Source organism: Novosphingobium subterraneum (assembly GCF_000807925.1).
GTDB lineage: Bacteria > Pseudomonadota > Alphaproteobacteria > Sphingomonadales > Sphingomonadaceae > Novosphingobium > Novosphingobium subterraneum.
Window position 1 is genome coordinate 1 of sequence record NZ_JRVC01000013.1, and the last position, 23,607, is coordinate 23,607.

A 23,607-nucleotide genomic window follows, 5' to 3' on the forward strand; every position below is an offset into this window, starting at 1 on the left:
GCGTAACCGTGGGCTGTAGGCCGCCTTGCACTGTGCGGGATTGATGGGCTGATAGCCGCTCCTTTTTTGGGGCGCCGACGATGGATGATTTCGAAGACGAACGAGCGAGTAGTCATACGAGAGGTCGTATGACTACTCAGATTGAGGTTGTTGGTCGGGTATCCGGCCGGCGTCGCTGGACGGTGGAGCAGAAGCTGGCGATTCTGCGAGATGCGTTTGGGCCGGAGGGTTCGGTCCGCGCAGCGTGCGACCGGCACGAGGTTGGCAGCGGCTCGATCTACACGTGGCGCCGACAGGCTATGTCGGGAGAACTTGCTGGCGTCCGGCCACCGGCCTTGCCGGCATTCTCGGAGGTTGAGATCGCAGATCCGGTCGTCCGCGATGTTGCGCTGCCGGTCCCACCGCGCTGCGGCCAGATCAGCATCGAACTGCCGAAGGGTGTCCGCCTGACCGTGGACGCAATGGTCGATGCCGACGCCCTGGCCCGGGTGATCGCTGTGCTTGGCCGATGATCCCCCTGCCACCCTCGACGCGGGTTTATCTCGCCTGCGGGGCGACGGACATGAGGAAGGGCTTTGACGGGCTTGCCGTGCTGGTCCAGCAAGTGCTGGAACAGTCACCGCATAGCGGCGCGCTATTTGCCTTCCGTGGCAAGCGTGGCGATCTGATCAAGCTGCTCTGGTTCGATGGTCAGGGCATGTGCCTGTTTTCCAAGCGCATGGACCGCGGTAAATTTGTCTGGCCGGTCACGAAGACAGGCAAGGTCAATCTCACGTCGGCGCAGCTTTCCATGCTGCTCGAAGGTATTGACTGGCGCCGGCCCGAACGCACTGCCGTGCCGCTGTTGGCGGGATAAAAAGTCGCAGATTTGCGTGGTTTTTCTGGTGCGGAATGACCCACTTTGCTAGTGGGTCACGGTGTCGGACGCAGCCACTTCCAACCTGGATAAAGATGCCAGGATCGCCGAGCTGGAAGCAGCCTTGGCCGCTCGTGACACGCTGATCGACACGCTGCGTTTCCAGTTGGCGCAGTTGCGCCGCATGACGTTCGGGCAGTCGTCGGAGAAGCTGTCGGCCCAGATCGAGCAGCTTGAACTTGCACTCGAGGAGCTGGAAGGTGAAGCCGCTGTCGCCGATGCCCGCAAGGATGCGCCAGCAGCCAAGCCCGAACGGCCAGCGCCGGTCCGCAGCCTTCCGCCCCATCTTCCTCGTGCCGAGCAGCGGATCGAACCCGAAGCGGGCCACTGCAATTGCCCCGATTGTGGCGGCGTCCTGCGCCCGCTGGGTGAGGACAGCGACGAGATGCTCGACGTCTTGCCCGTGCAATGGCGCGTGATCCGCACCATCCGTCCCAAGTACAGCTGCCGGTCCTGCGAGAAGATCGTGCAGGCGCCAGCCCCGGCGAAGGCCATCGCCCGCGGCAAGGCCAGCTTCGCCACGCTCGCCCATGTGGTCGTGTCCAAGTTCGACCATCATCTCCCGCTCTATCGGCAGGCCGAGATGATGGCAGCGCAGCGCCTCGACATCGATCGCTCGACGCTGGCCGGGTGGGCAGGACAAGCCGCGCATTTACTCGATCCGATCGTTTCCCGGATCCGCGAGGAAGGCCTCAAGGCCGCCAAGATCCACAGCGACGATACGCCCGTGCCGATGCTGGTGCCCGGCAAGGGCAAGACCGCACAGGGACGGCTATGGACCTATGTCGTCGATAATCGGGCCAGCGGATCAACCGCTCCGGCGCTGGTGTGGTACAAGTTCACGCCCGACCGTAGCGGTATCCATCCGCAAACCGAACTGAAGGCCTTCGCGGGTCTCCTCCAGGCCGATGGCTATGCCGGTTACGAGAAGCTCTATGCCGGCAACCGGATCAAGGAAGTGGCATGCTGGGCGCACTTCCGGCGCAAGATATTCGAGAACCACCAGACCAGTCCGACACCGCTGACCACCGATCTGCTTGAGCGGATCGCGGCGCTCTACCGGCTTGAGGACGAGGTGCGGGGACAACCGCCCGATATGCGTCGGCAACGGCGGCAGGAAAAAGCCAGGCCACTGGTCGACGATCTGCGCGCGGCCATCGACGATGCCTTGCGCCGCCTGTCGCCCAAGTCGGCGATGGCCAAGGCGCTCGCCTATGGTCGCAAGCGCTGGATTGCGCTCACGCGCTACCTCGATGACGGCCTGGCCGAGATCGACAATAACGTCGCCGAACGCGCGATGCGCAGCGTCGCGATCGGCCGCAAGAATTGGCTATTCGCAGGATCGAAGGCTGGCGGTGAACGCGCCGCCGCCATCTACTCGGTCATCGAGACGGCAAAGCTCAATGGCATCGAGCCGCAGGCCTATATCGCCGATGTCATCGCAAAGATTGCGGGCGGATGGCCAGCCGCTCGCTGGGACGAGCTCATGCCCTGGCACTGGACTTCCAGCCAGCAGCCGCTGATCGCAGAGGCCGCCTAACCGGCGGCCTTCAGGCCACGCTTACGAAGTTGCGCGGCGCCATGATGTTTCCAATGGCTTGTGCTGCCGGGCCACTTGGCCACAGATTTATCAGGCATTCGTTCCGGCGGTGATCGACCATAAGCTGTAAGCGGTCTACTCGGGCTACGGCGGTCCACGGTATTGGTTTGCGACGGCGTTTGCAGGATGATCGCTGGCCAGCCTGGTCAGCGTGGCATGCCGGTTGATGCTGGCATCTTGCAGTTCTCGATGAGCGTGGGGATCACTGCCCAGTCGTCGCCACTTTCGTCGGAGCCTGCTAAGAGGGCCTTCTTGCGACTGAGAAGCAGCGGACCGATCGACCGCTCGAAGGTGTTGGAAGCCAGCTTGACGCGACTGCCGTCGAGGAGCAGCGACAGCCCGGGCCAGACGATGGGCGCGTGGCGAATAGCAACGGCAGGATGGCTATTGGAACTGACGTGCCGGAGTCGGGCCTCGAGGTAGACGTACAGGTCATTGACGACGATCGTGCCGGTTCTGGCTGCTTGAAGGCGTCGCTATGGTTCCGGCAGATCGACGAAGGTGGATCGCGGTGGCCCCTGGCGATATGCAGTAACTGGCACTGATGGTCCTGCAGGATCTTACAAGATACCCAATCGGCGCGGTTCAACGGTTTCCGTGGTCGCTCCTGGTCGTCGGTGAAGATGATTGGGGGCACGACCGGATCGGTATGTCGCTGTATGCTAAGCAATGCGGGAAGGGGTGGTTTGCGTAGCCGTTGGCGACGGACGCGGCTCCGTAGCTGACGAGCATGCAGTTGCCTTGCCTGGCTGAACAGGATCGACTTGCATGACCTGTGGTATTTGTGGCGCCGCACAGTGCAGGGGATAACAGATTATCCAAGCATTTCGGGGAGGCTTCGCCAGTTTGTGATGGGTTCACTCGTTCTCATCGAAGGCGTTTCTGACGCTTCTACTGCTGAGTGCCGACGTGGCCAAGCACCGTGCCTACGCAGTCGAGGCCGAGCATCTGGGGCCTTTCTACATCTGTTAGGACGTCTTTAACTGTCGCCTGTCTAAAGGACATCAGGATATTTCCCCGTCCCGAATTCTCAGCCAGGAAAAGCCCCACGCACCCACCGGTTGCGAGGGGCTTTTTCTTGAAGCTTTAAGCAATCAGTAACCATGCAACGTCTAGGGTCTGGTCGTCAGCTAGAGCGATAGCGACATCCCTTTTTATGACTAGGCCGCGATTATCCCCTACGCATCTCGAGCGCGGCCTTTCTTTCTCCGCAGAGCAAGGCTCGAAATCCTTTCAAGCATTAAAAGTTGAGCGGGCGACGCCTTCTCATGATCTTCCAGCCAAACGTCCTATCCGCCAGCTTGGCACACACGGACCGCAGCGGCGTACAGGCAAAAAACGCGTTTTCACAGTAGATTAATCAGAAAGCTCTATCACGCTTCCATGCCACTCATATCTCGCCTGCTGATCATACTCTTCGCGATCACTGCGCTTGCTGCGACGGCGCATGCAGCGGATGGAGACTCGCTGCCCCGACGCCCGACCAAATCCCCGGCGATCACAGCCTCTTTCCTCGATGGCATAGCGCCTGAGATTGCAACAAATGCAACTTCATCTCATGTTGCTTCCAAGGTAGAAGTCAAGCCAAAGCGGTCGCAGCCTCCTTTGCCCGGCGCAGATCCAATCGGTAGGATTATCGCACTTCGAACGGGGACGGAGTAACAATTCTTGCATGGGCACGGGAAGACGTGCCTTGGAACGCAGCTGCGTGAAGTGCCTTGGATTGGAGGCTTCTGACAAGGCCACCGTCATCAACGTGCGCAGCAAGGTGTCACATGTGGTTCGCAAGAGCACTGCGTACGTGTCGAAATGATGGGTCGCAACCAGACAGCGAGCCGCATCAAGGAGACGAGCTGTGCGCCAAGCGTGGCAGACGTCATTGCATGCTGCTGTTAAACAGAGCATATGCATCAACGTGTTAGGCTTTGGTCAATTCTCGAAAATTCTGCGACATTGGCAGCGTAATTCCCGGGCTTGCGGATTGAAGGCCCGAATACCGCAAGGCCACCGGGTCTATGCCATTGGTGATGTCCACGGTTGCGCAGATCTTCTGGCGGTTTTGCTCGAGCGCATCGATGCCGATGACTTCGCCCGCGAACCGGCGGAAACGACGGTCGTGTTCCTGGGTGACCTTATCGATCGCGGCCCGGACAGCGCGCGCGTGCTTGACATGGTTGCTGATTTGCAGACCCGCCGGAACGTCCGACTGATCGTCGGCAATCACGAAGAAATGTTTCTTGCAAGTTTTGGGTCCGGGCGCGTCCTGCGCCAGTTCCTCCAGCATGGAGGACGCGAGACAATCCTAAGCTACATGGAGGATGCCGATGCTTATGCCCGGCTGACCATCGAGGAGCTGCGCGAACAATTACCGAGACTTGTACCTGAGCGTCACCTGCAGCTGCTGCGATCCATGGACAATATCCTGATGATTGGCGACTATGTTTTCGTGCATGCCGGCATAAGGCCAGGGGTGCCGCTTGCGGAGCAGTCGGAGCAGGATCTGCGATGGATCCGCAAGGATTTCCTCGACGCGGACTTTGATCCGGGTTTCGTGGTCGTTCACGGCCATACCGTAGCGCCGGACGTCATTTCTGGTTCCTGCCGCATCGGTATCGATACGGGCGCCTACCTGCACGGGCGTCTGACTGCGATTGGGCTGGAGGGGGTGACCAGATGGTTTCTCCACGAAGAAAAGGCCATCGCTAGCCCGATGCCGGTCGTCAGCGCGTGACAGGCTTGGGGCTCTGGCGAGAACCAGTACCGTGACGAGAATGTTCCCGCCTCCGCTGTATTGAGCTATGGCATGCGTTTCGCCCAAACGGAAGTTTGCAGAACATATCCAGGGCATGCAAGCGCGCTGATGCGCAGTATACGTGGTCGCCCTTCATCATGGTGCGGATGGCCGTGGCCTCGCATGGAGAATGGCCAAAAGCGGCTCTGCTACCCCGCAGGGCGCCGGGCAACATGACCAGGAATGCGACGTCAAGCAGCTGGTGACCCTTTTTGCGCAATGGCAGCGCACAGTATGCCGGGCCGTTGACGATCGGGCCTGAAACGACAGTTACGCCAACGGCCACGACATCGCCATAAGGCGTCGCCTGGCATCAACCGCTCGACTGCAGGGACCATGCTGCAAAAGCGTAAGGGTGCAATTTCGGAACTACTCAGCTCGCGTAGGGTCGGGAGGCGGCGGACAGGGCAGGCCGTGAGCCAGCTATGGCCAGAGCACAGGCAATCAGCGTAAAGGCGCCAAGGCGGCATAGATGCGATCGCGCCGGAAATCAGGAACGAGATCGGGCAGCCAGCGACGCTTCTCAAAAATGCAGGTTCAGCAAGCAGGGAAATCCTTATCGCGATCCTGCCTCAAGGTTTATTTGATCGAGAGAAAGACGACGGGCATTCATGTAAAGCTCAAGATGGATGGTTAAGCTGCCGTTTTTGCTTGTTAATCTTTTCAGGTCCTGACGGCGGGTCGTCCTATCCCGGACGGCTGTCCGACGTCGGGATTTCAGCTCGATTGCGCCAGATCCCAAGCGAGGACATGACGCGGTATAGTCAAAAGTCCTTAGGGATAAAGCCTACCCGCTCCCCGGACCCGGCGTTAACCTTCATTCTGCACATTCCCTTAGGTCAGGCCGCAACTTGCGGCACACTTGTGAGGGGGATCAGATGAGCTTCTTAATGCCAGTGAACGCCATTCCGAGCACACCAGCCGATCGCGCGCTGCTCATGGACCTGTTCGCCCAGCCTGTGTCCGACGAGTACGGCGCGCGGGCAACCATGCAAGTGCCGGATCGCATGTACATTCATGTCGTTGCCAGCAATCAGCTCGAGCGCGCGGCCAAGGCGCGCCTGATCTTTTCACTCGGTCATCATGCCGAGGTCTACGAAGATGCCGACGAACTCATTGCCATGATGCCCGAGCAAGGGCTGGTCCTGCTGTGCGAAGACGGGACCGGGGCGGCGTGCCGATTGATGGAGATGATGGACAGCCAGGGCATCTGGCTTCCGGTCATCGCATTTGCCCGGACGCTGGACTGCGATGCCATAGTCGCGGGGATAAAGGCCGGAGTGGTGAACTATCTTGTCGGCGATGTATCGCGGGAAGAACTGCTTACGAAGTTGCACCATGGCTACGCAGAAGGCCAGGCGTGCCTTGCGGTCCGCCTGCGCCAGGCGGTCGCGCGGCGGGCGATCAAGGCCTTATCGAGGCGTGAGGCCGAAGTGCTGCGACTCGTGACAACGGGACTGTCGAACAAGGAGATCGCGCGGGAGCTCGATATCAGTCCGCGCACGGTTGAAATCCACCGCATGAAAATGATGACAAAACTGGGCGCCAAGACGTCCGCGCAAGCAATCCGAGTCGAGATCGAGGCTGCAGGGCTGAGCTGATCGCTGCGGGTGGCGGGTGGCGTCTGTCCTGCACGATGACTGCGTCTTCAGGGCGATCTGGCTATCGCCAGCGAGTGACGGCCCGGCAGCGGTTCCAGCCGCCCCTCAGATAATCGACGGTGTTGCGAGCCAATGCGAGGAACGCTCCAGATTCGACGTTTCTTTGAGGGTCTGGGTAATCGAGTTGCGGTAGTCTTGTCTGATTAAAGGTCTTCCATGCCACGGCGCCGAAGCCTTTGGTAGTCCTCGGCGAGCTGGAGAGGGCAGTATGACGCTGAATCGTCTGGCAGAAGCACGTGAAGCTTTGGCGATCCTCAACCAGTACTTCGATGATTTTTCCGAAGATTGTCGCTCGCCTGTCCGTGGTTCACCCGATTCAGCGGGAGGTCGGCAATTTCGCAAGCTTGCGAATGATTACCTGAGAAGCTGCATGCTACGAAAAGAGATATTGGGCGCAGAATTGTCGAGCGAGTATTGCTGGGCGATCCTGGTGGCGCTCTACCTGTCGCGCTGCGATTGTTCGCGCATGTGCGTGACCGACATTGTCTATTCCACGGGCATTCCCACTGCGACCGTTATTCGCTGGCTTGCCTTGCTCGGCTCGCGCAGGCTTGTCCTGCGTTCGCCCGATCGCAATGATGCGCGCAGGACGTGGATTGTCCTCAATGATTCAGCGGTGACGCTGATCGAGAAGTGCCTGGCCATGCAGGCTGCGGGATCGCTTCCAGGAAAGGTTGCTCACAGCTGACCTGGCGCGATTGCCCCTAGTTTCGCCGCATCGAGCGACGATAAACCAAACTTCTTACAGCACCTGTGATCCGCCCTGCAGCAGATAAGCTGTACTCCGTGCGCGCCTGCAGATTTCTGGTTCCAGTCCTGCTCTTGGGTGCCAGCCTGTGCGTCCCTGCTGGAAGCCTGGTTTCGCACGAAAATCTGTCGCGAGCCGCTGCCGAGAAGCAGGTGAACTGGCAAGAAATAATTCGATCAGGGTGACACCGGGTTGCGGGCACCTGTCACAACTATTCTGATCGAGCGAACACGAGCGATAGGCTAGGCGTTGCGCCGACTTTAGGCTGTGTGATCTGCTCGGTCCCGATCGTCCCAGGCACTGGACAAGGCGGCAGTTGCACGATCAGGCGGGACCGTTCGATCAAAGCTGGGTCCGCACGATCAACCATATCCCGTACCAGAGCACCATGGAGATGCCGAGTGGCAAAGTCAGACGCAACCATCCCCGCCATGTGCTCGATTTGCCTGCGGACCCGGTGCCTTGGCCACTGTGCCAGAACGGGTGGGCTGATCGCTGCATCTTACGTCTCCCGTCCTTCTCCAATCGGCTGGCGACGCCACCGCAACTTGCGGAGAGGACTTCTGTTCTTTTGACCCAGACGCACGAACTTCAAGATTGTCCGCCCTTTGCGAGAGAACTCGTGTCTGGACCGGGCAGCTATCCTTAAAGTGCAGGCGCCGAAGGGGACGATAGTGTGCAATCACCTGTTAGCCAATACGCACAAGTCCGTGTGTTGCGACCGCCGCATCCTTTCGAACCAGGTGTTCCGAGGTGCTGCCAAACCTGCGCCCTACGGGATACCGCTGTTGATCCGGGCCGTGGATCTGGCAGGGGATCAGGTCCGGAATGTGCAGTGGCAGCTTGTCGATCACCCCGTCGATCACGTGCCTTTTGCCAGGCGGTCGCCTCTAGTAGTCCGGCCGCAGCACCCGTCAGAATATTAGTGAGAGTGTTGTTGCGGGCCACTCGGCGGCGTGAAAGGGCAACTTATCCGATCACCGCTGCTCCGCCCGACAGCTTTTCAGGCCTTCCGCTGTCGAGCCGCTTTGGGAAAGGCAAGCGCAAGCATTTAGATCGTGAGGCGCGGTAAGCGCTGTGGAGGGAGGGCGGCACGGTTGCTTGCTGTTGGTTGTGCCGCCGGTGTCAAGATCGCCTGCCTGTGCGGGCCACCCTCCAAACTCGATGATGTCGTACGTCTGCGGCAATTCTGTCGGTCACCCAGATAGCGTTAATCTTTTCTGCAATGTCTGGCCTTGTAACACTTTGTACAGCGTCAAGTTTGTTCGGGGCAGCAAACTTAGGGCCTTAATGTGGCCAGGCTATAACACCTCGTGTTTGCCGGGAAGGGCCAGCAATCATTTTCGTGGCCCTTTGCAGTCTACCAACTCACGCGAAATCAGACACGGGGGGTCTGGACATGATCAGGCAAACAGTGCGCAGGGGTGGCACGTTCGTCATCTGTGCTCTTCTGGCTCTTTCAGCATTTGCAGCGTTCGGCATGTCACAGATTCGCTTGGGCGGACCTTTGCACGAGAGGCAGAAACTGACCGGCGAGTACCTCGCAGATATCCTGCCTCCACCGCAGTATGTCATCGAACCCATGCTGGAAGTCACCAGGATCGTGCAGGATCCCGCATCGCTTGACCTGCGCCGCCACCGGCTTGCCGAGCTTGAAAGGGTCTATCACGACCGCTCGCGATACTGGGCGGCCAGCGAGCTTGATGGCGATCTCAAGCAGCGTCATGAGAAAGACGCTATGATGCAGGCGGACCGCTTCTGGCAACTTGTCGACACGGAACTGCTGCCTGCGGTCGAGCGGGGCGACATGGAAGCTGCAGCAAGGGTCTATCGCAAGGCTGACGCATTTTTGATGCACATCGCACTGCCATCCAGGCCTTGTCCCAGGAAAGCATCCGCCGCAACGCCCTTGCTGAAGAGGAAGCACTGGGAACGGTGCAGACTGTCCTTGGCCTGCTTGGCCTGGTTGCCCTGAGCGCAATGGCCCTGGTCGGCTTTGGCCTGCACAGGCTCATGTCGAGTGCGCTCGACCCGATGCTTGCAGCGGCGCGGACGATGCGCACCATGGCCGAAGGCGATCTGGAAGCGGGACGCTCCCAGCTTCACCGCGACGACGAGGTGGGCGACATGACCCGTGCTATCGAGAGTTTCCGAATTGCAGCCCAGCACCAGCGAGCGGTGGAGGCAGAAGTGCGCAAAGTCGTTGCGAGTGTTTCATGCGGTCTGGACGCGCTGGCGAGAGGAGACTTTGACCATCGGCTTCGCGAAGCCTTTGCCCCGGAGTTCGAGAGCTTGCGCAGTACATTCAACGTGAGCCTTGAAACTTTGGGGAAAGTTGTCGGAGAAGTGTCCAGCTCGGCAGGCCGGGTCGCGATCGCGGCAGAGCAGATCGGTGCGGCATCGAGCGACCTTGCGCATAGAAATGTGGCGCAGGCAGGCAGCGTCGAGGGCAACCTCGAAGCACTTGGAAATGTCCTTGCAATGCTGGAGACAAGCGAAAGCCTGGCTGGCGAGATCCGGCTGAACGTATCGCGGGCGCACGAAGAGGCGGTGCAGGGCGGCACTGTCGCCGCCGAGGCCGTCGATGCTGTTCATGCCCTGGAAAAGTCCTCCAGCGACATCGAGAAGATCGTGAGCCTGATCGACGGAATTGCCTTCCAGACGAATCTCCTCGCGCTCAATGCTGGCGTGGAAGCAGCCCGCGCGGGCGAGGCCGGCAGGGGCTTTGCTGTCGTTGCCAGCGAGGTCAGGTCTCTGGCGCAACGTGCAGGCGATGCTGCTGCCGACATCAGGACCGTGATTGCCGCTTCAGGCGACGAGATTCGCTCCTGCGTGCTCCTGGTCGGCCAAACCGGCGCGGCGCTCGGGCGGATCGTGGCAGGCATGGGCATGGTGGCTGAAAATGTCCGGACGATTGTTGCCAGCATGGGGGAGCAGACGCATTCGCTTGGCACTGTAAAGTGCGCGTCTCAGGCGATTGCCGAGGTGACGCAGCATAATGCAGCCATGGCCGAGCAATCAGACGCGGCAGCCAGGGCCCTCATCAGGGAGGCGCAGGACCTGGACGGGCTCGTTCGCCGTTTGCGCAGCCACCCTGCGGCCGTCAGCGCGTCTGCGCCGCTTCTGCAGGCTGCGTGATAACGCCAGGACGAACGCAACGTTCTTCACGGCTTGCCGGAGTGGGCTCCTGGGCACTGCGCGGGCGCGTGTCTCTACCGGAAGAACGTGCCGACCGGGCTTGCCGAGGGAGGCGCCGCTTCAGCCACAGGACGGTTCGGGGTGGCCGTGTCGCGCGCATCGGAAAAGCTGCCGGGCAAGATGGATGAGACGAACCTGCAGAGCGCTTCGGCTTCAACTTCCTTGCCTTCGATCGTGAGGCGCAAGGTGCAGTCCTCGATTTGCCTGGTTACCGCGCGCTGGACAGCAACAGGCTGGTCGCGGACGGCTGCAAACGCGAGCTTGAGAAGCTCCGTATCGAATTGTCCGGCATTGCGTTTCGTTTGACGGCTCACAGGGTGGCTCCTTCCAGAATGTGTCATGGCAGAGCCGCGAGAGGAACACGAAAGAGGCGACATATCTGAGTTTGCTGGCTAGCACCCGGTGCGCAGTTGGGCAGAGACCAATTCCAGTTCCTGCAGATCTTACGTCAGGAAGCAATGCTTTTGAAGCCCCGCATCAAGGCCGCGGACTTCGACACGGTTCGTTACTGGCGGTGCTCGTTCCTGTGATATGCCGCGAGACGTCGCGGCATGCCTCTCCGAGCCAGCCGCGCGACTCTTGCATCGCCCGAAACCAGCAAATGCGCCTCGGCAAGACTGCAGTGCCATTCGAGAATCCCGACAGGCCGCTTGCCCGGCCTGCGCCAGGAATCAGGGACATGGACGCGTCCTCAACCTGTTCTTGGTCCGGGATCCGGTCTTTGCGCCCTGCAACGACAAGACTGCTACGCTGGGTGGATCGTGCTGGGCAGATCGAGCTTGGTGCTGGGGTCCTGCATCAGCAGAACAGGGTCTGATTGGCCTCGAGGACTCGGGCCTGATGGACCATCAGCATGGCGTACGTCCGACCCGCGGCCGTATGGATGATGGCTGGTTGCAGATCGATCTGGATTGTTCCCTGATTTGCCAAACGCGCCTCGCAATAGAGACCTTTGAGGCCTTCTGCTGCAAGGAAGACAGCCTGATCGTAATAGGCAAGGTGGCTCCTCAGCAGGGAAACAGCAATTGTTGCCCGCGTTTGGTCAATCTGCAATTGTTCGAACAATCGCAGCCGCAGCTTTTCGTCAAGATGAGCGCCTTGCCGCAGCACCTTATGGAGCTTTGTCCGCAAGACGCCCAGCCGGTCGGCCATGTGGGCCAGAGGAATGACCTGGCGAGTCAGCTCGCAGTTGATCAGCCGCTTGTAGGCTGTCTGCTCGGTATCAGCAGTGCCTTGTCCAGCGCGGTCTCCATCGCTCCCGCTGGCATACCTCTGGTTGAAAACGGTGACTGGCGTAATGGCCCCATCCAGCATAGCAGCGTTCCCCTTTGCCTGCATGGCACCACAGGCAGTCTTGCCCGGTCAACTTTATAATCCGTGCCTTTCGCGTGAAGGTCGGGGCAGAAGGTCCCGAGCCAAGTCCTGCTCGCTGCGTTCTGTCACAGGCCCTGTTTCGTGCGCGCGCTCAGACCCTAGGCGACGCTGGAAGGTCATGGCAGTGCCCAAGCGATCGGTGACTTTCGAGAGCAGCCATGTGCCATGAATGCAGGGGAGGGGCGTGTCAGTCCAGATTGGGCCGGAGCCAGCGCTCCATGACGGACACGTCCCAGCCGCGTCGGCCGGCATAGTCTTCGAGCTGGTCGCGGCCGATGGTCGCGACACCGAAGTACTGGCTTTCGGGGTGGGAGAAGTAGAAGCCCGATACCGCCGAGGTCGGCAGCATCGCCTGCGATTCGGTCAGCGTGATGCCTGCCGTGTTGGTGGCATCGAGCAGGTCGAACAGGATCGGCTTGAGCGTGTGGTCCGGACAGGCAGGATAGCCGGGCGCCGGGCGGATGCCGCGGTACTGCTCGCGGATGAGTGCTTCGTTGGTCAGCTGCTCGCCTGGGGCATAGGCCCACAGCGTGGTGCGGACGTACTGGTGCAGGCGTTCGGCAAAGGCTTCGGCAAAGCGGTCGGCCAGGGCCTTCAGCAGGATGTCCGAATAGTCGTCGTTGTCGGTCTTGAAGCGGGCGAGGTGTTCGTCGATGCCGTGGATTCCGACGGCGAAACCACCGATCCAGTCGCCCGCAGGGTCGATGAAATCTGCCAGGCAGAAGTTGGCCCTCCCCTGTCCATTTGGGCCGCGGCTCTTGATGAACTGCTGGCGCAGGAACGGCAGGCGCACCGAGAGCTCGTCGTCGTTCGGGTGCAGGATGACGTCGTCACCGTGCCGGGCGCAGGGCCAGAACTGGGCGACGCCCTTGGCCGTCAGCCACTTCTCGGCGATGATCTTTTCAAGCATCGCGCGGGCGTCGGCATAGAGATTGCGCGCGCTTTCGCCAACCACTTCATCTTCAAGAATCGCAGGATAGGTGCCTGCCAGTTCCCAAGAGCGGAAGAACGGCGTCCAGTCGAAGCATTCGACCAGATCCTTGAGATCCCAGTCTTCGAAGACGTGGCGACCGGGCTGTTCGGGCGGCGGGGCCTTTTCCGAGAAGTCCGGCGCGAAGGCATTCAGGCGCGCGTCTTCGAGGCTGAGCAGCTTCGAGGCACCCTTGCCTGCACGCGCATCGCGGACATGCTGGTAATCGGCGGCAGTGGCCTTGATGAAGCCTTGGGCCTGCGTATCGGACAAGAGCTGCGAAGCGACGCCCACGGCGCGGCTGGCGTCAAGCACGTGGACGACCGGGCCGTCGTAGGCCGGATCGATGCGCAGCGCGGTGTGGACCTTGCTGGTCGTCGCGCCGCCAATCAGCAGCGGAATGGTCATCCCGGCACGCTGCATTTCCTCCGCCACGGTGACCATCTCGTCGAGCGAAGGCGTGATCAGGCCGGACAGCCCGATCATGTCGACCTGTTCCTTCTGCGCAACGTCGAGGATCGTCGCCCACGGCACCATCACGCCCAGGTCGATCACTTCATAGCCGTTGCACTGCAGGACCACGCCGACGATGTTCTTGCCGATGTCGTGAACGTCCCCCTTGACGGTGGCCATGATGATCCGGCCTTTCGCCTTGGCGCCCTCTTCCTTCTCCGCCTCGATGAACGGGATCAGGTGGGCAACCGCCTTCTTCATTACGCGGGCCGATTTCACCACCTGCGGCAGGAACATTTTCCCTGAACCGAACAGGTCGCCGACCGTGTTCATGCCTTCCATCAGCGGGCCTTCGATCACTTCGATCGGGCGACCGCCCCGCGCAGCGATGGCAGCGCGGGCTTCTTCAGTATCCTCGACGACGAAAGCGTCGATACCTTTGACCAGCGCGTGTTCGAGGCGGCGGACGACGTCCCAGCCGCGCCATTCCTCGGCTTCCTTTTCGGCGACCTTGTCCTTGCCCTTGTAGCTTTCGGCAAGCTCGATCAGGCGCTCGGTCGCGGTCTGATCACCGCCTGCGGCAGGCGCGCGGTTGAGCACCACGTCCTCGCAAGCCTCGCGTAGGACGGGGTCGATCTGGTCGTAGATGTCGAGCTGGCCGGCGTTGACGATGGCCATGTCCATGCCAGCCGGAATGGCGTGGTAGAGGAACACCGAGTGCATGGCGCGGCGCACCGTCTCGTTGCCGCGGAAGCTGAACGAGAGGTTGGACAAGCCGCCCGAGATGTGGACGTGCGGGCAGCGCGCCTTGATCTCGCGCGTGGCTTCGATGAAATCGAGCCCGTAGTTGTCATGCTCCTCGATGCCGGTAGCGACGGCAAAGACGTTGGGATCGAAAATGATGTCTTCAGGCGGGAAGCCGATGCCGGTCAGCAGCTTGTAGGCGCGTTCGCAGATCTCGACCTTGCGGTCCTTCGTGTCTGCCTGGCCCCTCTCGTCGAAGGCCATGACGACGACGGCGGCGCCATAATCCATGCACAGGCGGGCGTGGTGGAGGAAGGCGTCCTCGCCCTCCTTCATGCTGATCGAATTGACGATCGGCTTGCCCGAAACGCACTTGAGACCGGCTTCGATGACTTCCCACTTCGAGCTGTCGATCATCACCGGCACGCGCGCGATGTCGGGCTCCGCAGCGATCAGCTTGAGGAACGTGGTCATGGCCTCGACAGCGTCGAGCAGGCCCTCGTCCATGTTGACGTCGATCACCTGCGCGCCGTTCTCGACCTGCTGCCGCGCGACTTCGACGGCCTTGGCGTAGTCGCCGGCAAGGATAAGCTTCTTGAATGCGGCCGAGCCGGTAACGTTGGTGCGCTCGCCGACGTTGACGAAGCGCGAGCCGGTAAATGTATCGGTCATGGAAATCAGGCAGCCATTACAAAAGGTTCAAGCCCGGCGAGTCGGGTAACGGTGGCAGGCACGGCCATCTTGCGGGGCGGCAGGGCTCGCACCGCCTGCGCCATCGCCGCGATGTGAGCCGGAGTGGAGCCGCAGCACCCGCCCAGCACGTTGACCTGTCCATGGTCGGCCCATTCCTTGACGAGGCCCGCCGTGGTCTGCGGCATCTCGTCATATTCGCCGAGCTCGTTCGGCAGGCCGGCGTTGGGATAGACCATGATCAGCGTGTCGGCGATTTCCGACAGCGCCTTCACGTGCGGGCGCAGCTGGGTGGCGCCGAACGAGCAGTTGAGGCCAATGGTGAGCGGCTTGGCATGGCGGATCGCGTACCAGAATGCCTCGACCGTGTGGCCCGAAAGGTTGCGGCCCGAAAGGTCGGTCAGCGTCATCGACATCATGATCGGGATCTCGCGACCGAGTTCCTTCTCGACCTGGCGCACCGACATGACGCCGGCCTTGGCGTTGAGGGTATCGAACACCGTCTCGATCAGGATGAAGTCCGCGCCGCCTTCGACAAGGGCATGGACCTGCTCGGCATAGACGTCGACGAGGTGGTCCCAGTCGATCTCGCGGAAGCCGGGATCGTTGACGTCGGGGCTGAGCGAGAGGGTCTTGTTCGTGGGGCCGATGGCACCGGCGACGAAACGGGGGCGCTTTATACCCTTTTCGGCATCCTGTGCAGTGAACTCATCGGCCACGCGGCGGGCGAGCCTTGCCGATTCCACGTTGATCTCGCGCACCAGATGTTCGGCGGCATAGTCAGCCTGGCTGATGCGGTTGGCGCTGAAGGTGTTGGTCTCGGCAATGTCGGCCCCGGCTTCGAAATAGGCGCGGTGGATCGATTCCGGCACTTGCGGAGCGGTCAGCGCCAGGATGTCGTTGTTGCCCTTCTGGTCCTTGGCCAGGCCCAGCGTCCCGGCGTAGTCGGCTTCGGACAGCTTGAAGTTCTGGATCTCGGTGCCGAACGCGCCATCGGTGATCAGGATACGCTTGGCAGCCTGCTCAAGGAAAGCGGTGCGGGCGGCGGAAGGAAGCAAGGTCACGCGGCTTTCTCCAGCGCTGGAGCCTTGGGGCGAAGGCCAAGCAGGTGGCAGATCGCGTAGGACAGTTCGGCGCGGTTGAGGGTGTAGAAGTGGAAATCGCGCACGCCGCCGGCATAGAGGCGACGGCAGAATTCGGCAGCGATGGTCGCGGCGACAAGCTGGCGCGAGGCGGGATGGGTGTCCAGCCCTTCGAACAGTCCATCCATCCAGGCCGGGATCGCCGCGCCACAGGCCGCGGCAAACTTGCGCGTCTGGGCGACGTTGGAGACCGGGAGGATACCGGGCAGCACCGGTGCGTCGATGCCCGCTGCTGCCAGTTTGTCGCGGAAGCGAAAGAAGGTTTCGGGCTCAAAGAAGAACTGGCTGATCGCGCGGGTGGCACCGGCATCAAGCTTGCGCTTGAGGTTGTCGATGTCGGCTTGGCTGCTCGGCGAATCCGGGTGCGATTCCGGATAGGCGGCCACCGAAATCTCGAACGGAGCGATCTGCTTCAGGCCGGCCACCAGTTCGGCAGCGTTGGCATAGCCGTCCGAGTGCGGCGTGAACGGCACGCCGGGTGCGCCCATGTCGCCACGCAGGGCCACGATGTGGCGCACGCCCGCTTCCCAGTAGCTTTCGGCGACTTCGCGGATCTCGGCCTTGCTGGCATCGACGCAGGTCAGGTGCGCGGCAGCGGGAAGGCGGGCTTCCCTGATGATGCGGGCGACAGTGCCGTGGGTGCGGTCCCGGGTGGAGCCGCCCGCGCCGTAGGTGACCGAGACGAACTTCGGCTGCAGCGGCCCCAGCGTTTCGACCACGTCCCACAGTTGTGCCATCAGCGCGTCGGTCTTCGGTGGGAAGAATTCGAACGACACATTGATGTCGCCTGGCAGCCCGGCGAAGAGCGGGGTGTCGAGCGCAGTGCGGGCTTCGCGCAACTTGTCGTAGGTGGGTTGATCGTAGCTGGCGTTCATGGGGCTTTCCGGCTTTGCCGTGGTTCAAGTTGCGCCACGCTGTCTTCCCGGCGCGTGCCGGTCCAGAGCTTGACGACGAGTTCATGACCCGCGAGCGCGCGGGTTTCGTGGGGCACGAAACCGGCATCGCGCAGCATCGCCTCGATCTGGGCATCGGAGAAGCCGAGGCGCGCGTGGGCGTGGGTCTGGCGCAGGTCTTCGCGATCGTGCGCGGCGAAATCGACGATGGCGATGCGGCCGCCCGGCGCGGTGACGCGGGCAGCGCCCGCCAGCACGGCTTCGGGTGCCTGGGCATAGTGCAGGACCTGGTGGAACAGCACCGTGTCGAAGCTGCGCGCGGCGAACGGGATCTGCGCGAAATCGCCTTGCACCAGCTCGACACTGTCGGCGCGCAAGTGCTGGAGCCGGGCGCGGGCAATGCGCAGCATGTCGTGGCTCTTGTCGAAGGCGACGACGTGGCTGGCATGCGGTGCCAGCAGTTCGGCGATGCGGCCGGTGCCGGTCCCGACATCGAGCACGCGGCCCAATCTGCCTTGGGATGGCGTTGCCTCGCCTGCAAGATCGAGCAGCATCTCGGTCAGCGCGGCTTCTACCGGGCCATCTTCGATATGGAGCGAGCGCAACTCGTCCCACTCTTCGGCATGGCGCGAAAACCAGTCGAGAGCGTGGGATTCGCGCGAGGCGCGGATCGCGTCGAGGTGCTGGCGGTCTTCGGCGCAGCGACGGCCGAAGGCGGTGTCCTCGTGCTCGGCCACGGCGAGCAGCCGTGCGATCGCAGCGGCCAGCGGTCTGTCCGAGCTTTCCGAGATCGAGCTGCGCAGGAACACCCAGGCGCCTTCCTTGCGACGCTCGGCCAAGCCCGAATCGCACAGGATCTTGATATGGCGCGACACGCGCGGCTGGCTTTGCCCCAGCACTTGCGCGACTTCGCCCACCGCCAGCTCCATGCTGGCAAGGAGGCGCAGGATGCGCAGGCGCGTCGGGTCGTCGAGCGCGCGAATGGCATTTTCAAGGTTCATGTGGGGCTTCATATAAAGAAACCTTTATGCCTGTCAATTGATATAAGGTTTTTGTTATATCAATTGTTATAGTTTTTCCAGTGCCTGCCTATTTTGCGCACAGGATGCATTTGCCTTAGCCTCTGGCCACTTATAGAACAGCCTCGTTCGGCTTCACGCCGGGCGGAGTTCCGTCCGCGAACAGCCCAGAAACAGCCCAGAGAGGGAATTCGATGAAGAAGTACGCAAGCCTCGCGATCGTCGCCTCAGCAGCCCTTGCCCTTTCGGCATGCGGCAAGTCCGACGATGCATCCGAAGCAGCTGCCGAGGACACGGTGGAAATGCCCGCAGACGAACTGCCGGCAATGGAGCCTTCGGCTGCAGCGGCTCCGATGGCACCTGTGGTTGATGCTTCGGCAGCAGCGGATGCCGAAGCCAACGCCGTGCGCGATACTGCCAACAATGCGGCAGCGGTGGCAGCCGCGGCACAGGCTGCGGCTGATGAAGGCGAAGATCCGCAGACCCCGGCGCAGTAAAGACACAAGCGGGCGACGCGCTCACGCGCCGCCCGCAACCTTAGCCCCCGCAACCTTAGCCATGGCGACGCCCCGCGACAAATTCCGCATATTCGCCATCGCTGCACTGGTCGGCCTTGTCAGTGCGTGCGGTCCAGGCGAGGACGAGAAGCCCGGCGGCGTATCGCGGGATGACGCAAAGGCACTGGATGCTGCGGCCGAGATGCTCGATGCCCGCGCGCAGCCTGCCCTGCCGGAAGCCACGGTTCCCGTTCAGGAAGCGCCCATGCCGTCCGCAAGATGACTGCGCAGACGCGCCACGAGCCACAGCCTGATTGCGCCGGCGAGCCCTGGCGCCACTTCCACCCTGATCCTCTCGGCATCGATCCGCGCAACCAGCGCATTGATCGGCATGCCCTCGGCGGCAGCAGCTTCGCGCAGCATGTCCCAGAACATCGGCTCGAGGCTGATCGAAGTCTTGTGTCCGGCAATCTCGACCGAGCGCTTTGCCGGCGGGTGGTACGGGTTGGTCATGCGCCAGGGATAGGAATTATTGGGGGTGGCCCGCAACCCGCCTCGCTCCTCCCCCTGCATGATGGCAAGAGGCTACGAAGCACTGAGCGAGAAGGAGCAGGAGTCCGACAACTTTCTGCAGTTATTAGCCTCTGGCAGAAAAGTAAGCCGAAGTCATAAAGCTGGTCATAAAAAGCGACGATCAGTCGCACATGTCTACGCACCCAAGCGAACAACCGACACATCCCCTATCACGATGGAAGCCTCTCCTTTTACCTCGGAGAACAGCTACCAGAACGATGAGCCCAATGACAATGAGTCACCATGGAACTGTCACCCCTCCGATGCCGACTGACGATTGAGCGTGGTCCGTGCGGCTCGGCATCTGGCTCAAGCTTGCGGAAGGGGCAAGCCCCGGAACCAAGCTCGGCGCGTGCATCCTCAGTGCAATGGGAGCGGCCGCTCGTATCAACTGCTCACTCTTAGGATTGGCGCATCGTTCGCCCATTTGAACGGATTTACCGGGCCGCTCGGCTCACGTTAGTTCAGTTCGACCAAGACTACCTTCGTTGACAGCGTTGCGGCGGTTTGCGCCAATGGTGTTTACCTCGACCAGTCTACGAACACGCTGGCGATGAGTGCGATCACGCTATTGGTGTTCATTGCGCTCACGGTCCTGCTTTTGACGCACCCGACAGAGCGTCTCTGACGGCGTTCAACAGATCCCTCACAAGGAGAGAGGCGGCGATTGCAGCTCGTTGGCTCCTGATCCTGATCAGCAGGAGCAGTGTGCGCCAACGGATGGACGCAGGTGCACTGGCAGCCTTGGCGCCGAAAAGACGCCATCCATGCACCAAGGGCGAGGCAGCAACCGTCAAGCAGTAGAGCAGCCCGCCAGATCGGCCCGCACCATGAAAACGGTGGAAGGCGTGCGTTTCCCGTGCGACGCGCGCCCACCGTGCGCGCAGGCGCTTCACGTCATCTAGTGCGACATGCATGACGGCAAGGTCGGATGAGAACGTCGGCAGATAGCCCATGGATCGCGCACGTATACACCAATCGCGATCCTCCGAGAGGCCCGTCCTGAAGTCACCAACGCGAAAAAACGTCTCTCGCGATGTCAACAGATTGCCGGAAAGCAGAAGGCCATCAAGGCGGAAGCTGCGCGCGACATCAAAGCCGTACAGTAGGTCGAAGAGCTGCGCCGGATTGATCTTATCGGCAGGTAGCGAGCCTACTGATACCTCGACAGGACCGCCGACAACCGCACCAGGTGTAGCAAGCAGTCGCTCGGCCACGCTTAGCCAATCAGGCTCGGGAAGACAGTCGCAATCGAGAAAGGCGATCAAATCACCTCGCGCCGCGCGCGCGCCAGCGTTACGTGCAGGTCCTGCTCCTACAATAGGTGCTTCGACAAAGGTTATGTCCAGCTGATTGAACCGGGCAGTGACGACTTTGACGCCGTCAACGCCACAAGCTGAGCGATTGTCGACGACGATGACCTCAAACGATGGCGTAGCGTCAAGGCGGGTAAGCGCCGCGAGGGTGCAAGAGAGACCCACGGAATCGTCCCTATGCGGGATGATGATGCTGAAGCGCGGCGGTGTCACGCCCGCTGCCAGATGTAGTCTCGGCGTTTGCGCCAGTTGCGCCAGCGCCGCTTCAGCCGCTCATATCGCGTCCGCCATTTGCCATCACGCAGGCTGGTCCGGTCGATTGCAAGGCTGGCGCCATCAATATGACGGCTGACGTAAAAGTTAGGGACTGCCTGAATGTTCGCCATAGGCAGATGGAATGTCGGGCACGCCGCTGCAGCTTGCGGCGGTACGATCCAGGGCCACTCGCCTGAGGGCGTTCTGCCGGCACGATGTTCCAGCTGTGCAAAAGTAACGTACTGATCACTGACGCTGTGGTGATCTGCAATGGTGATCCGGGCTTGCCTGAAACTGTCGAGCACAGCCTGGTTCAGTTCAGTTAGCGTGTGATCCTTCCAGAGAGAGCGCTCTTGCTTATCGGGACTGAAGCCGAAGGCGCGTGCGATGGTGTCAAGCAGATCATAGCGCGTTGGATCGATGAAATTGCGCGATGCGATTTCCGTCGCGACGTAATGCCCACTGAACGGTGCGCAGGGATAGTCGATGCCGCCGATGGTCAGCACCATATTGGTGACGACCGGCACCCCATACCATCGTAGCCCAAGGTCGCTCAGGCCCGGAAAGCTGTTGTGATGAATTGGTACTTCATGCCTGAGGTCCGACGGGATGTTGTAGGCATGTCGCACGCCATCTGCCGTCCGCATGATAAGCGGCAACAGGTCGAAGTTGGTGGGTTGCGCCGGTGCGATCCAGCCAAGCCGCTGAGCGATCTGCGTAAGCTCAATATTCGCTCGATCTCCGATTACAGCACCATCATTCAGCATATAGCCTGCGTATCGAAAGATCTGCGCACTTTCGAATGTAGGCGGCATGGATGCAACGGTCGCGGGCGCGAAGATGGTGATCGCGGATCGCAGCTCGCCGCCGGAAAGGGACTGGCGCAGAGTCATCAGGGTTCGATCGACGACCTCATCACAATCCGTGATCGTCCGGCAATCATTGACCTGCAGGGATTTCCACGTGAGACGCCCCACGCATCGCGCATGATTGCGCCAGGCGACGCGGGCGCCGAACACCAGCTCGTCGGGACTATGCCAATAGGTTCCCTTCTGCCGAATGCTGCGACGAATATCGCGGATACGGAGATCGGCATCTGCTGAACTTTGCCCGGTTTCGGAAGCAAACTGACGGATGAAAGCAACGGCTTCCTCAATCCGTTCCGAGCGCGTAAGACGTCGTAACCGCCTGCGCACCGGATCGGATTGAACAAAGCGATCTGCCTCGTTCGTCACATCAGCCCGTCAAACATGCGCGCCTCATCGCGAAGTGGTCTGCGGTTGATGCCATAGACTGCTTCAAGCACTCGTGCTCGCGCCCTGCGATACTCGGGATGGCGCGAAGGTGTGTAGGCGTAGGAAGCCTTTGCATGACGCTTGTCGATGCCTTTGATCGATAGCCCGGGATAGGAGTTAGCCTCCGCCATCAGCTTGTGCCAAATCGGCGTATCCTCCAAGATCGAGAAGTCATTGAAACGGACACGATCAATGTAGCGCTCATTCCGGACGAGGAAATCGGCGGTCATGGAGAGGTCTTCGGCGGTTTCGCCCGGAAATCCCTGAAACATTGTGCAGCGCACGGAAATCCCAGCCTCGCTGGCATGACGAATGAAGGCTTCGTTGCCTTCAACAGATGAGCCCTTATCCATCAGGTCGAGCACATGCTGGCTGCCTGATTCAAGGCCAAAGCTGACCCGACGCATTCCGGCTCGAGCCGCAGCGCGTAGTTCATTTCTGGACAGGCCATTATCTTGCCGACGGTCGACATGGACGGTCCCGATCCACTGAGCGCCCGGTACGGCCGTCTGCACATGTTCGACCAGTCCACGCAAGAGATGTGGGTTTGAATTGAGCTTGAGGTCCAGAAAAAGGAAGTTGGTTGTGGCGCAGCGCCGCGACTGTTCCCGCATTTCATTGAGGACGGATTCGACGCTCCGTGTCCGGAACGTCCTGCCATTTGCAGAAACGACGTCCGAGCAGAACAGGCAGCGCCCCCACTGGCAACCGCGGCCAGTCATGATCGGCACGATCCGCACCGGATAGCGATCCCACGGGAAATCGGTGAAATCTGGAACCGAAGAGCGATCCAATTCTCTAAATGGCGGCGCGGCAGGCGTGCCCCGCCCGTCGCTCAGGGTGATGCCGGGAACCCCGGACATGTCCTGCTTGGCGAGGATGGCGGTGACGAGTTCGGGCGCGACAAGATCGGCCTCACCGCCGTAAATTGCGGTCAAGCCGGGAATGGTGCGCCACGCTTCAGTCGTACCCTTCAAGTTGAAGGCTGGGCCGCCCAATAGCACTGGAACGCTGCGCTCCTTCGCTAAGCGGCACAGCTCCACGACGGTTGCGTGATGCTGAAGATAGGCGGACAGCAACAGGATGTCTGGCCGCTGATCCAACGCGCGGCCAACTTCACGGATCACTGTTTCGTGGGGACGCCTGTGATACCAGTAAAACGCCGATCGCATGGCATTGCGGAACACGATGAGGCCTGGAGTCGTCGAGAGGTGCAGAGCCCGCATCCATTTATGATGCAACCGATCCGGCTTTTCGCGCGCTGCGGCTGGAACGTCGTACGCCAGCGGAACGAGCAGATCAACGCGATGCCCGGCATTTCGCAGCGATGCGACCAGCAACCCCACAGCAAGCGTCGGGAATGAAGCGAAATTGTTGAGATCGACGAGGAGAATGCGTTTGCCGTCATTCGAGGACAGGCGCTTCGCACCGCGTCTGGTCACTATGTCCGACAGCGTCACCTCCGCTCCAAT

21 protein-coding genes are annotated in these 23,607 nt (G+C 61.1%); 10 read left to right on the forward strand and 11 right to left on the reverse strand.

Annotated features, from left to right (window positions below; genetic code table 11):
- Positions 1–128 precede the first annotated feature (128 nt).
- From tnpA to tnpC, 3 genes are all read left to right on the forward strand, one after another.
- Positions 129–512, forward strand: a complete 384-nt coding sequence (gene tnpA, locus NJ75_RS13265) for an IS66-like element accessory protein TnpA (RefSeq protein WP_039335304.1) — start codon at positions 129–131, stop codon at positions 510–512.
- Positions 509–856 (forward strand): IS66 family insertion sequence element accessory protein TnpB, encoded by a 348-nt coding sequence (gene tnpB / locus NJ75_RS13270; protein ID WP_039335306.1) that lies wholly within the window; start codon positions 509–511, stop codon positions 854–856. Before tnpA ends, tnpB begins: the two co-directional genes overlap by 4 nt.
- Before the next feature lie 61 nt (positions 857–917).
- Positions 918–2,456: an IS66 family transposase gene (tnpC, locus tag NJ75_RS13275; RefSeq protein WP_039335308.1), complete on the forward strand. Its 1,539-nt coding sequence runs from the start codon at positions 918–920 to the stop codon at positions 2,454–2,456.
- Positions 2,457–2,662: 206 nt separating this feature from the next.
- On the opposite strand, the gene NJ75_RS23775 is transcribed toward tnpC, so the two are convergent.
- On the reverse strand, positions 2,663–2,962 hold the full coding sequence (locus NJ75_RS23775; RefSeq protein WP_082013394.1) for an IS66 family transposase: 300 nt from the start codon (positions 2,960–2,962) through the stop codon (positions 2,663–2,665).
- A 1,409-nt stretch (positions 2,963–4,371) separates the two neighbouring features.
- Here NJ75_RS23775 and NJ75_RS13285 point away from each other — a divergent pair.
- From NJ75_RS13285 to NJ75_RS25370, 5 genes are all read left to right on the forward strand, one after another.
- Positions 4,372–5,247, forward strand: a complete 876-nt coding sequence (locus tag NJ75_RS13285) for a metallophosphoesterase family protein (RefSeq protein ID WP_236727146.1) — start codon at positions 4,372–4,374, stop codon at positions 5,245–5,247.
- Between the two features lie 938 nt (positions 5,248–6,185).
- Entirely contained in the window at positions 6,186–6,908 is a 723-nt protein-coding gene (locus NJ75_RS13290; RefSeq protein ID WP_082013384.1) for a response regulator transcription factor, read from the forward strand.
- Positions 6,909–7,212: 304 nt separating this feature from the next.
- A complete protein-coding gene (locus NJ75_RS13295; protein WP_156135798.1) occupies positions 7,213–7,656 on the forward strand; it encodes a helix-turn-helix domain-containing protein in 444 nt (147 codons plus the stop codon).
- 1,459 nt (positions 7,657–9,115) lie between these two features.
- A complete protein-coding gene (locus NJ75_RS24370) occupies positions 9,116–9,691 on the forward strand; it encodes a hypothetical protein (RefSeq protein ID WP_156484058.1) in 576 nt (191 codons plus the stop codon).
- A complete protein-coding gene (locus NJ75_RS25370) occupies positions 9,652–10,854 on the forward strand; it encodes a methyl-accepting chemotaxis protein (protein WP_156484059.1) in 1,203 nt (400 codons plus the stop codon). The genes NJ75_RS24370 and NJ75_RS25370 overlap by 40 nt, the downstream gene beginning before the upstream one ends.
- A gap of 74 nt (positions 10,855–10,928) precedes the next feature.
- On the opposite strand, the gene NJ75_RS13310 is transcribed toward NJ75_RS25370, so the two are convergent.
- The 6 genes from NJ75_RS13310 to NJ75_RS13335 form a co-directional block, all read right to left on the reverse strand.
- Positions 10,929–11,228 carry a hypothetical protein gene (locus NJ75_RS13310; protein WP_039335315.1) on the reverse strand — a complete coding sequence of 100 codons (300 nt, stop codon included), beginning with the start codon at positions 11,226–11,228 and terminating at the stop codon, positions 10,929–10,931.
- Between the two features lie 484 nt (positions 11,229–11,712).
- Positions 11,713–12,228: a hypothetical protein gene (locus NJ75_RS13315; protein WP_039335317.1), complete on the reverse strand. Its 516-nt coding sequence runs from the start codon at positions 12,226–12,228 to the stop codon at positions 11,713–11,715.
- Positions 12,229–12,475: 247 nt separating this feature from the next.
- A complete protein-coding gene (gene metH, locus NJ75_RS13320; RefSeq protein ID WP_039335320.1) occupies positions 12,476–15,127 on the reverse strand; it encodes a methionine synthase in 2,652 nt (883 codons plus the stop codon).
- Between the two features lie 5 nt (positions 15,128–15,132).
- The gene (locus NJ75_RS13325; RefSeq protein WP_039335322.1) at positions 15,133–16,209 is read right to left on the reverse strand and encodes a homocysteine S-methyltransferase family protein; all 1,077 of its coding nucleotides are present in this window, start codon (positions 16,207–16,209) and stop codon (positions 15,133–15,135) included.
- Positions 16,206–17,162 (reverse strand): methylenetetrahydrofolate reductase [NAD(P)H], encoded by a 957-nt coding sequence (gene metF, locus NJ75_RS13330; RefSeq protein WP_039335324.1) that lies wholly within the window; start codon positions 17,160–17,162, stop codon positions 16,206–16,208. Before metF ends, NJ75_RS13325 begins: the two co-directional genes overlap by 4 nt.
- On the reverse strand, positions 17,159–18,181 hold the full coding sequence (locus tag NJ75_RS13335) for an ArsR/SmtB family transcription factor (RefSeq protein WP_156135800.1): 1,023 nt from the start codon (positions 18,179–18,181) through the stop codon (positions 17,159–17,161). The genes metF and NJ75_RS13335 overlap by 4 nt, the downstream gene beginning before the upstream one ends.
- A 212-nt stretch (positions 18,182–18,393) precedes the next feature.
- Here NJ75_RS13335 and NJ75_RS13340 point away from each other — a divergent pair, with 212 nt between their 5' ends.
- Both NJ75_RS13340 and NJ75_RS13345 read left to right on the forward strand, forming a co-directional pair.
- Complete coding sequence (locus NJ75_RS13340; RefSeq protein ID WP_039335329.1) at positions 18,394–18,696, forward strand: hypothetical protein; 303 nt, start codon at positions 18,394–18,396, stop codon at positions 18,694–18,696.
- Positions 18,697–18,757: 61 nt separating this feature from the next.
- Positions 18,758–18,979 carry a hypothetical protein gene (locus tag NJ75_RS13345; RefSeq protein WP_039335331.1) on the forward strand — a complete coding sequence of 74 codons (222 nt, stop codon included), beginning with the start codon at positions 18,758–18,760 and terminating at the stop codon, positions 18,977–18,979.
- Here the strand turns inward: NJ75_RS13345 and NJ75_RS13350 are convergent.
- From NJ75_RS13350 to NJ75_RS13365, 4 genes are all read right to left on the reverse strand, one after another.
- Positions 18,949–19,209: a ribbon-helix-helix domain-containing protein gene (locus NJ75_RS13350; RefSeq protein WP_039335332.1), complete on the reverse strand. Its 261-nt coding sequence runs from the start codon at positions 19,207–19,209 to the stop codon at positions 18,949–18,951. The genes NJ75_RS13345 and NJ75_RS13350 overlap by 31 nt on opposite strands.
- Positions 19,210–19,856: 647 nt before the next feature.
- Positions 19,857–20,798 (reverse strand): glycosyltransferase family 2 protein, encoded by a 942-nt coding sequence (locus NJ75_RS23390; protein WP_052242490.1) that lies wholly within the window; start codon positions 20,796–20,798, stop codon positions 19,857–19,859.
- The gene (locus NJ75_RS13360) at positions 20,795–22,075 is read right to left on the reverse strand and encodes a nitric oxide synthase oxygenase (RefSeq protein WP_052242491.1); all 1,281 of its coding nucleotides are present in this window, start codon (positions 22,073–22,075) and stop codon (positions 20,795–20,797) included. Before NJ75_RS13360 ends, NJ75_RS23390 begins: the two co-directional genes overlap by 4 nt.
- Positions 22,072–23,595, reverse strand: coding sequence for a B12-binding domain-containing radical SAM protein (locus NJ75_RS13365; RefSeq protein WP_052242492.1), 1,524 nt, complete (start codon positions 23,593–23,595; stop codon positions 22,072–22,074). Before NJ75_RS13365 ends, NJ75_RS13360 begins: the two co-directional genes overlap by 4 nt.
- Positions 23,596–23,607: the final 12 nt, after the last annotated feature.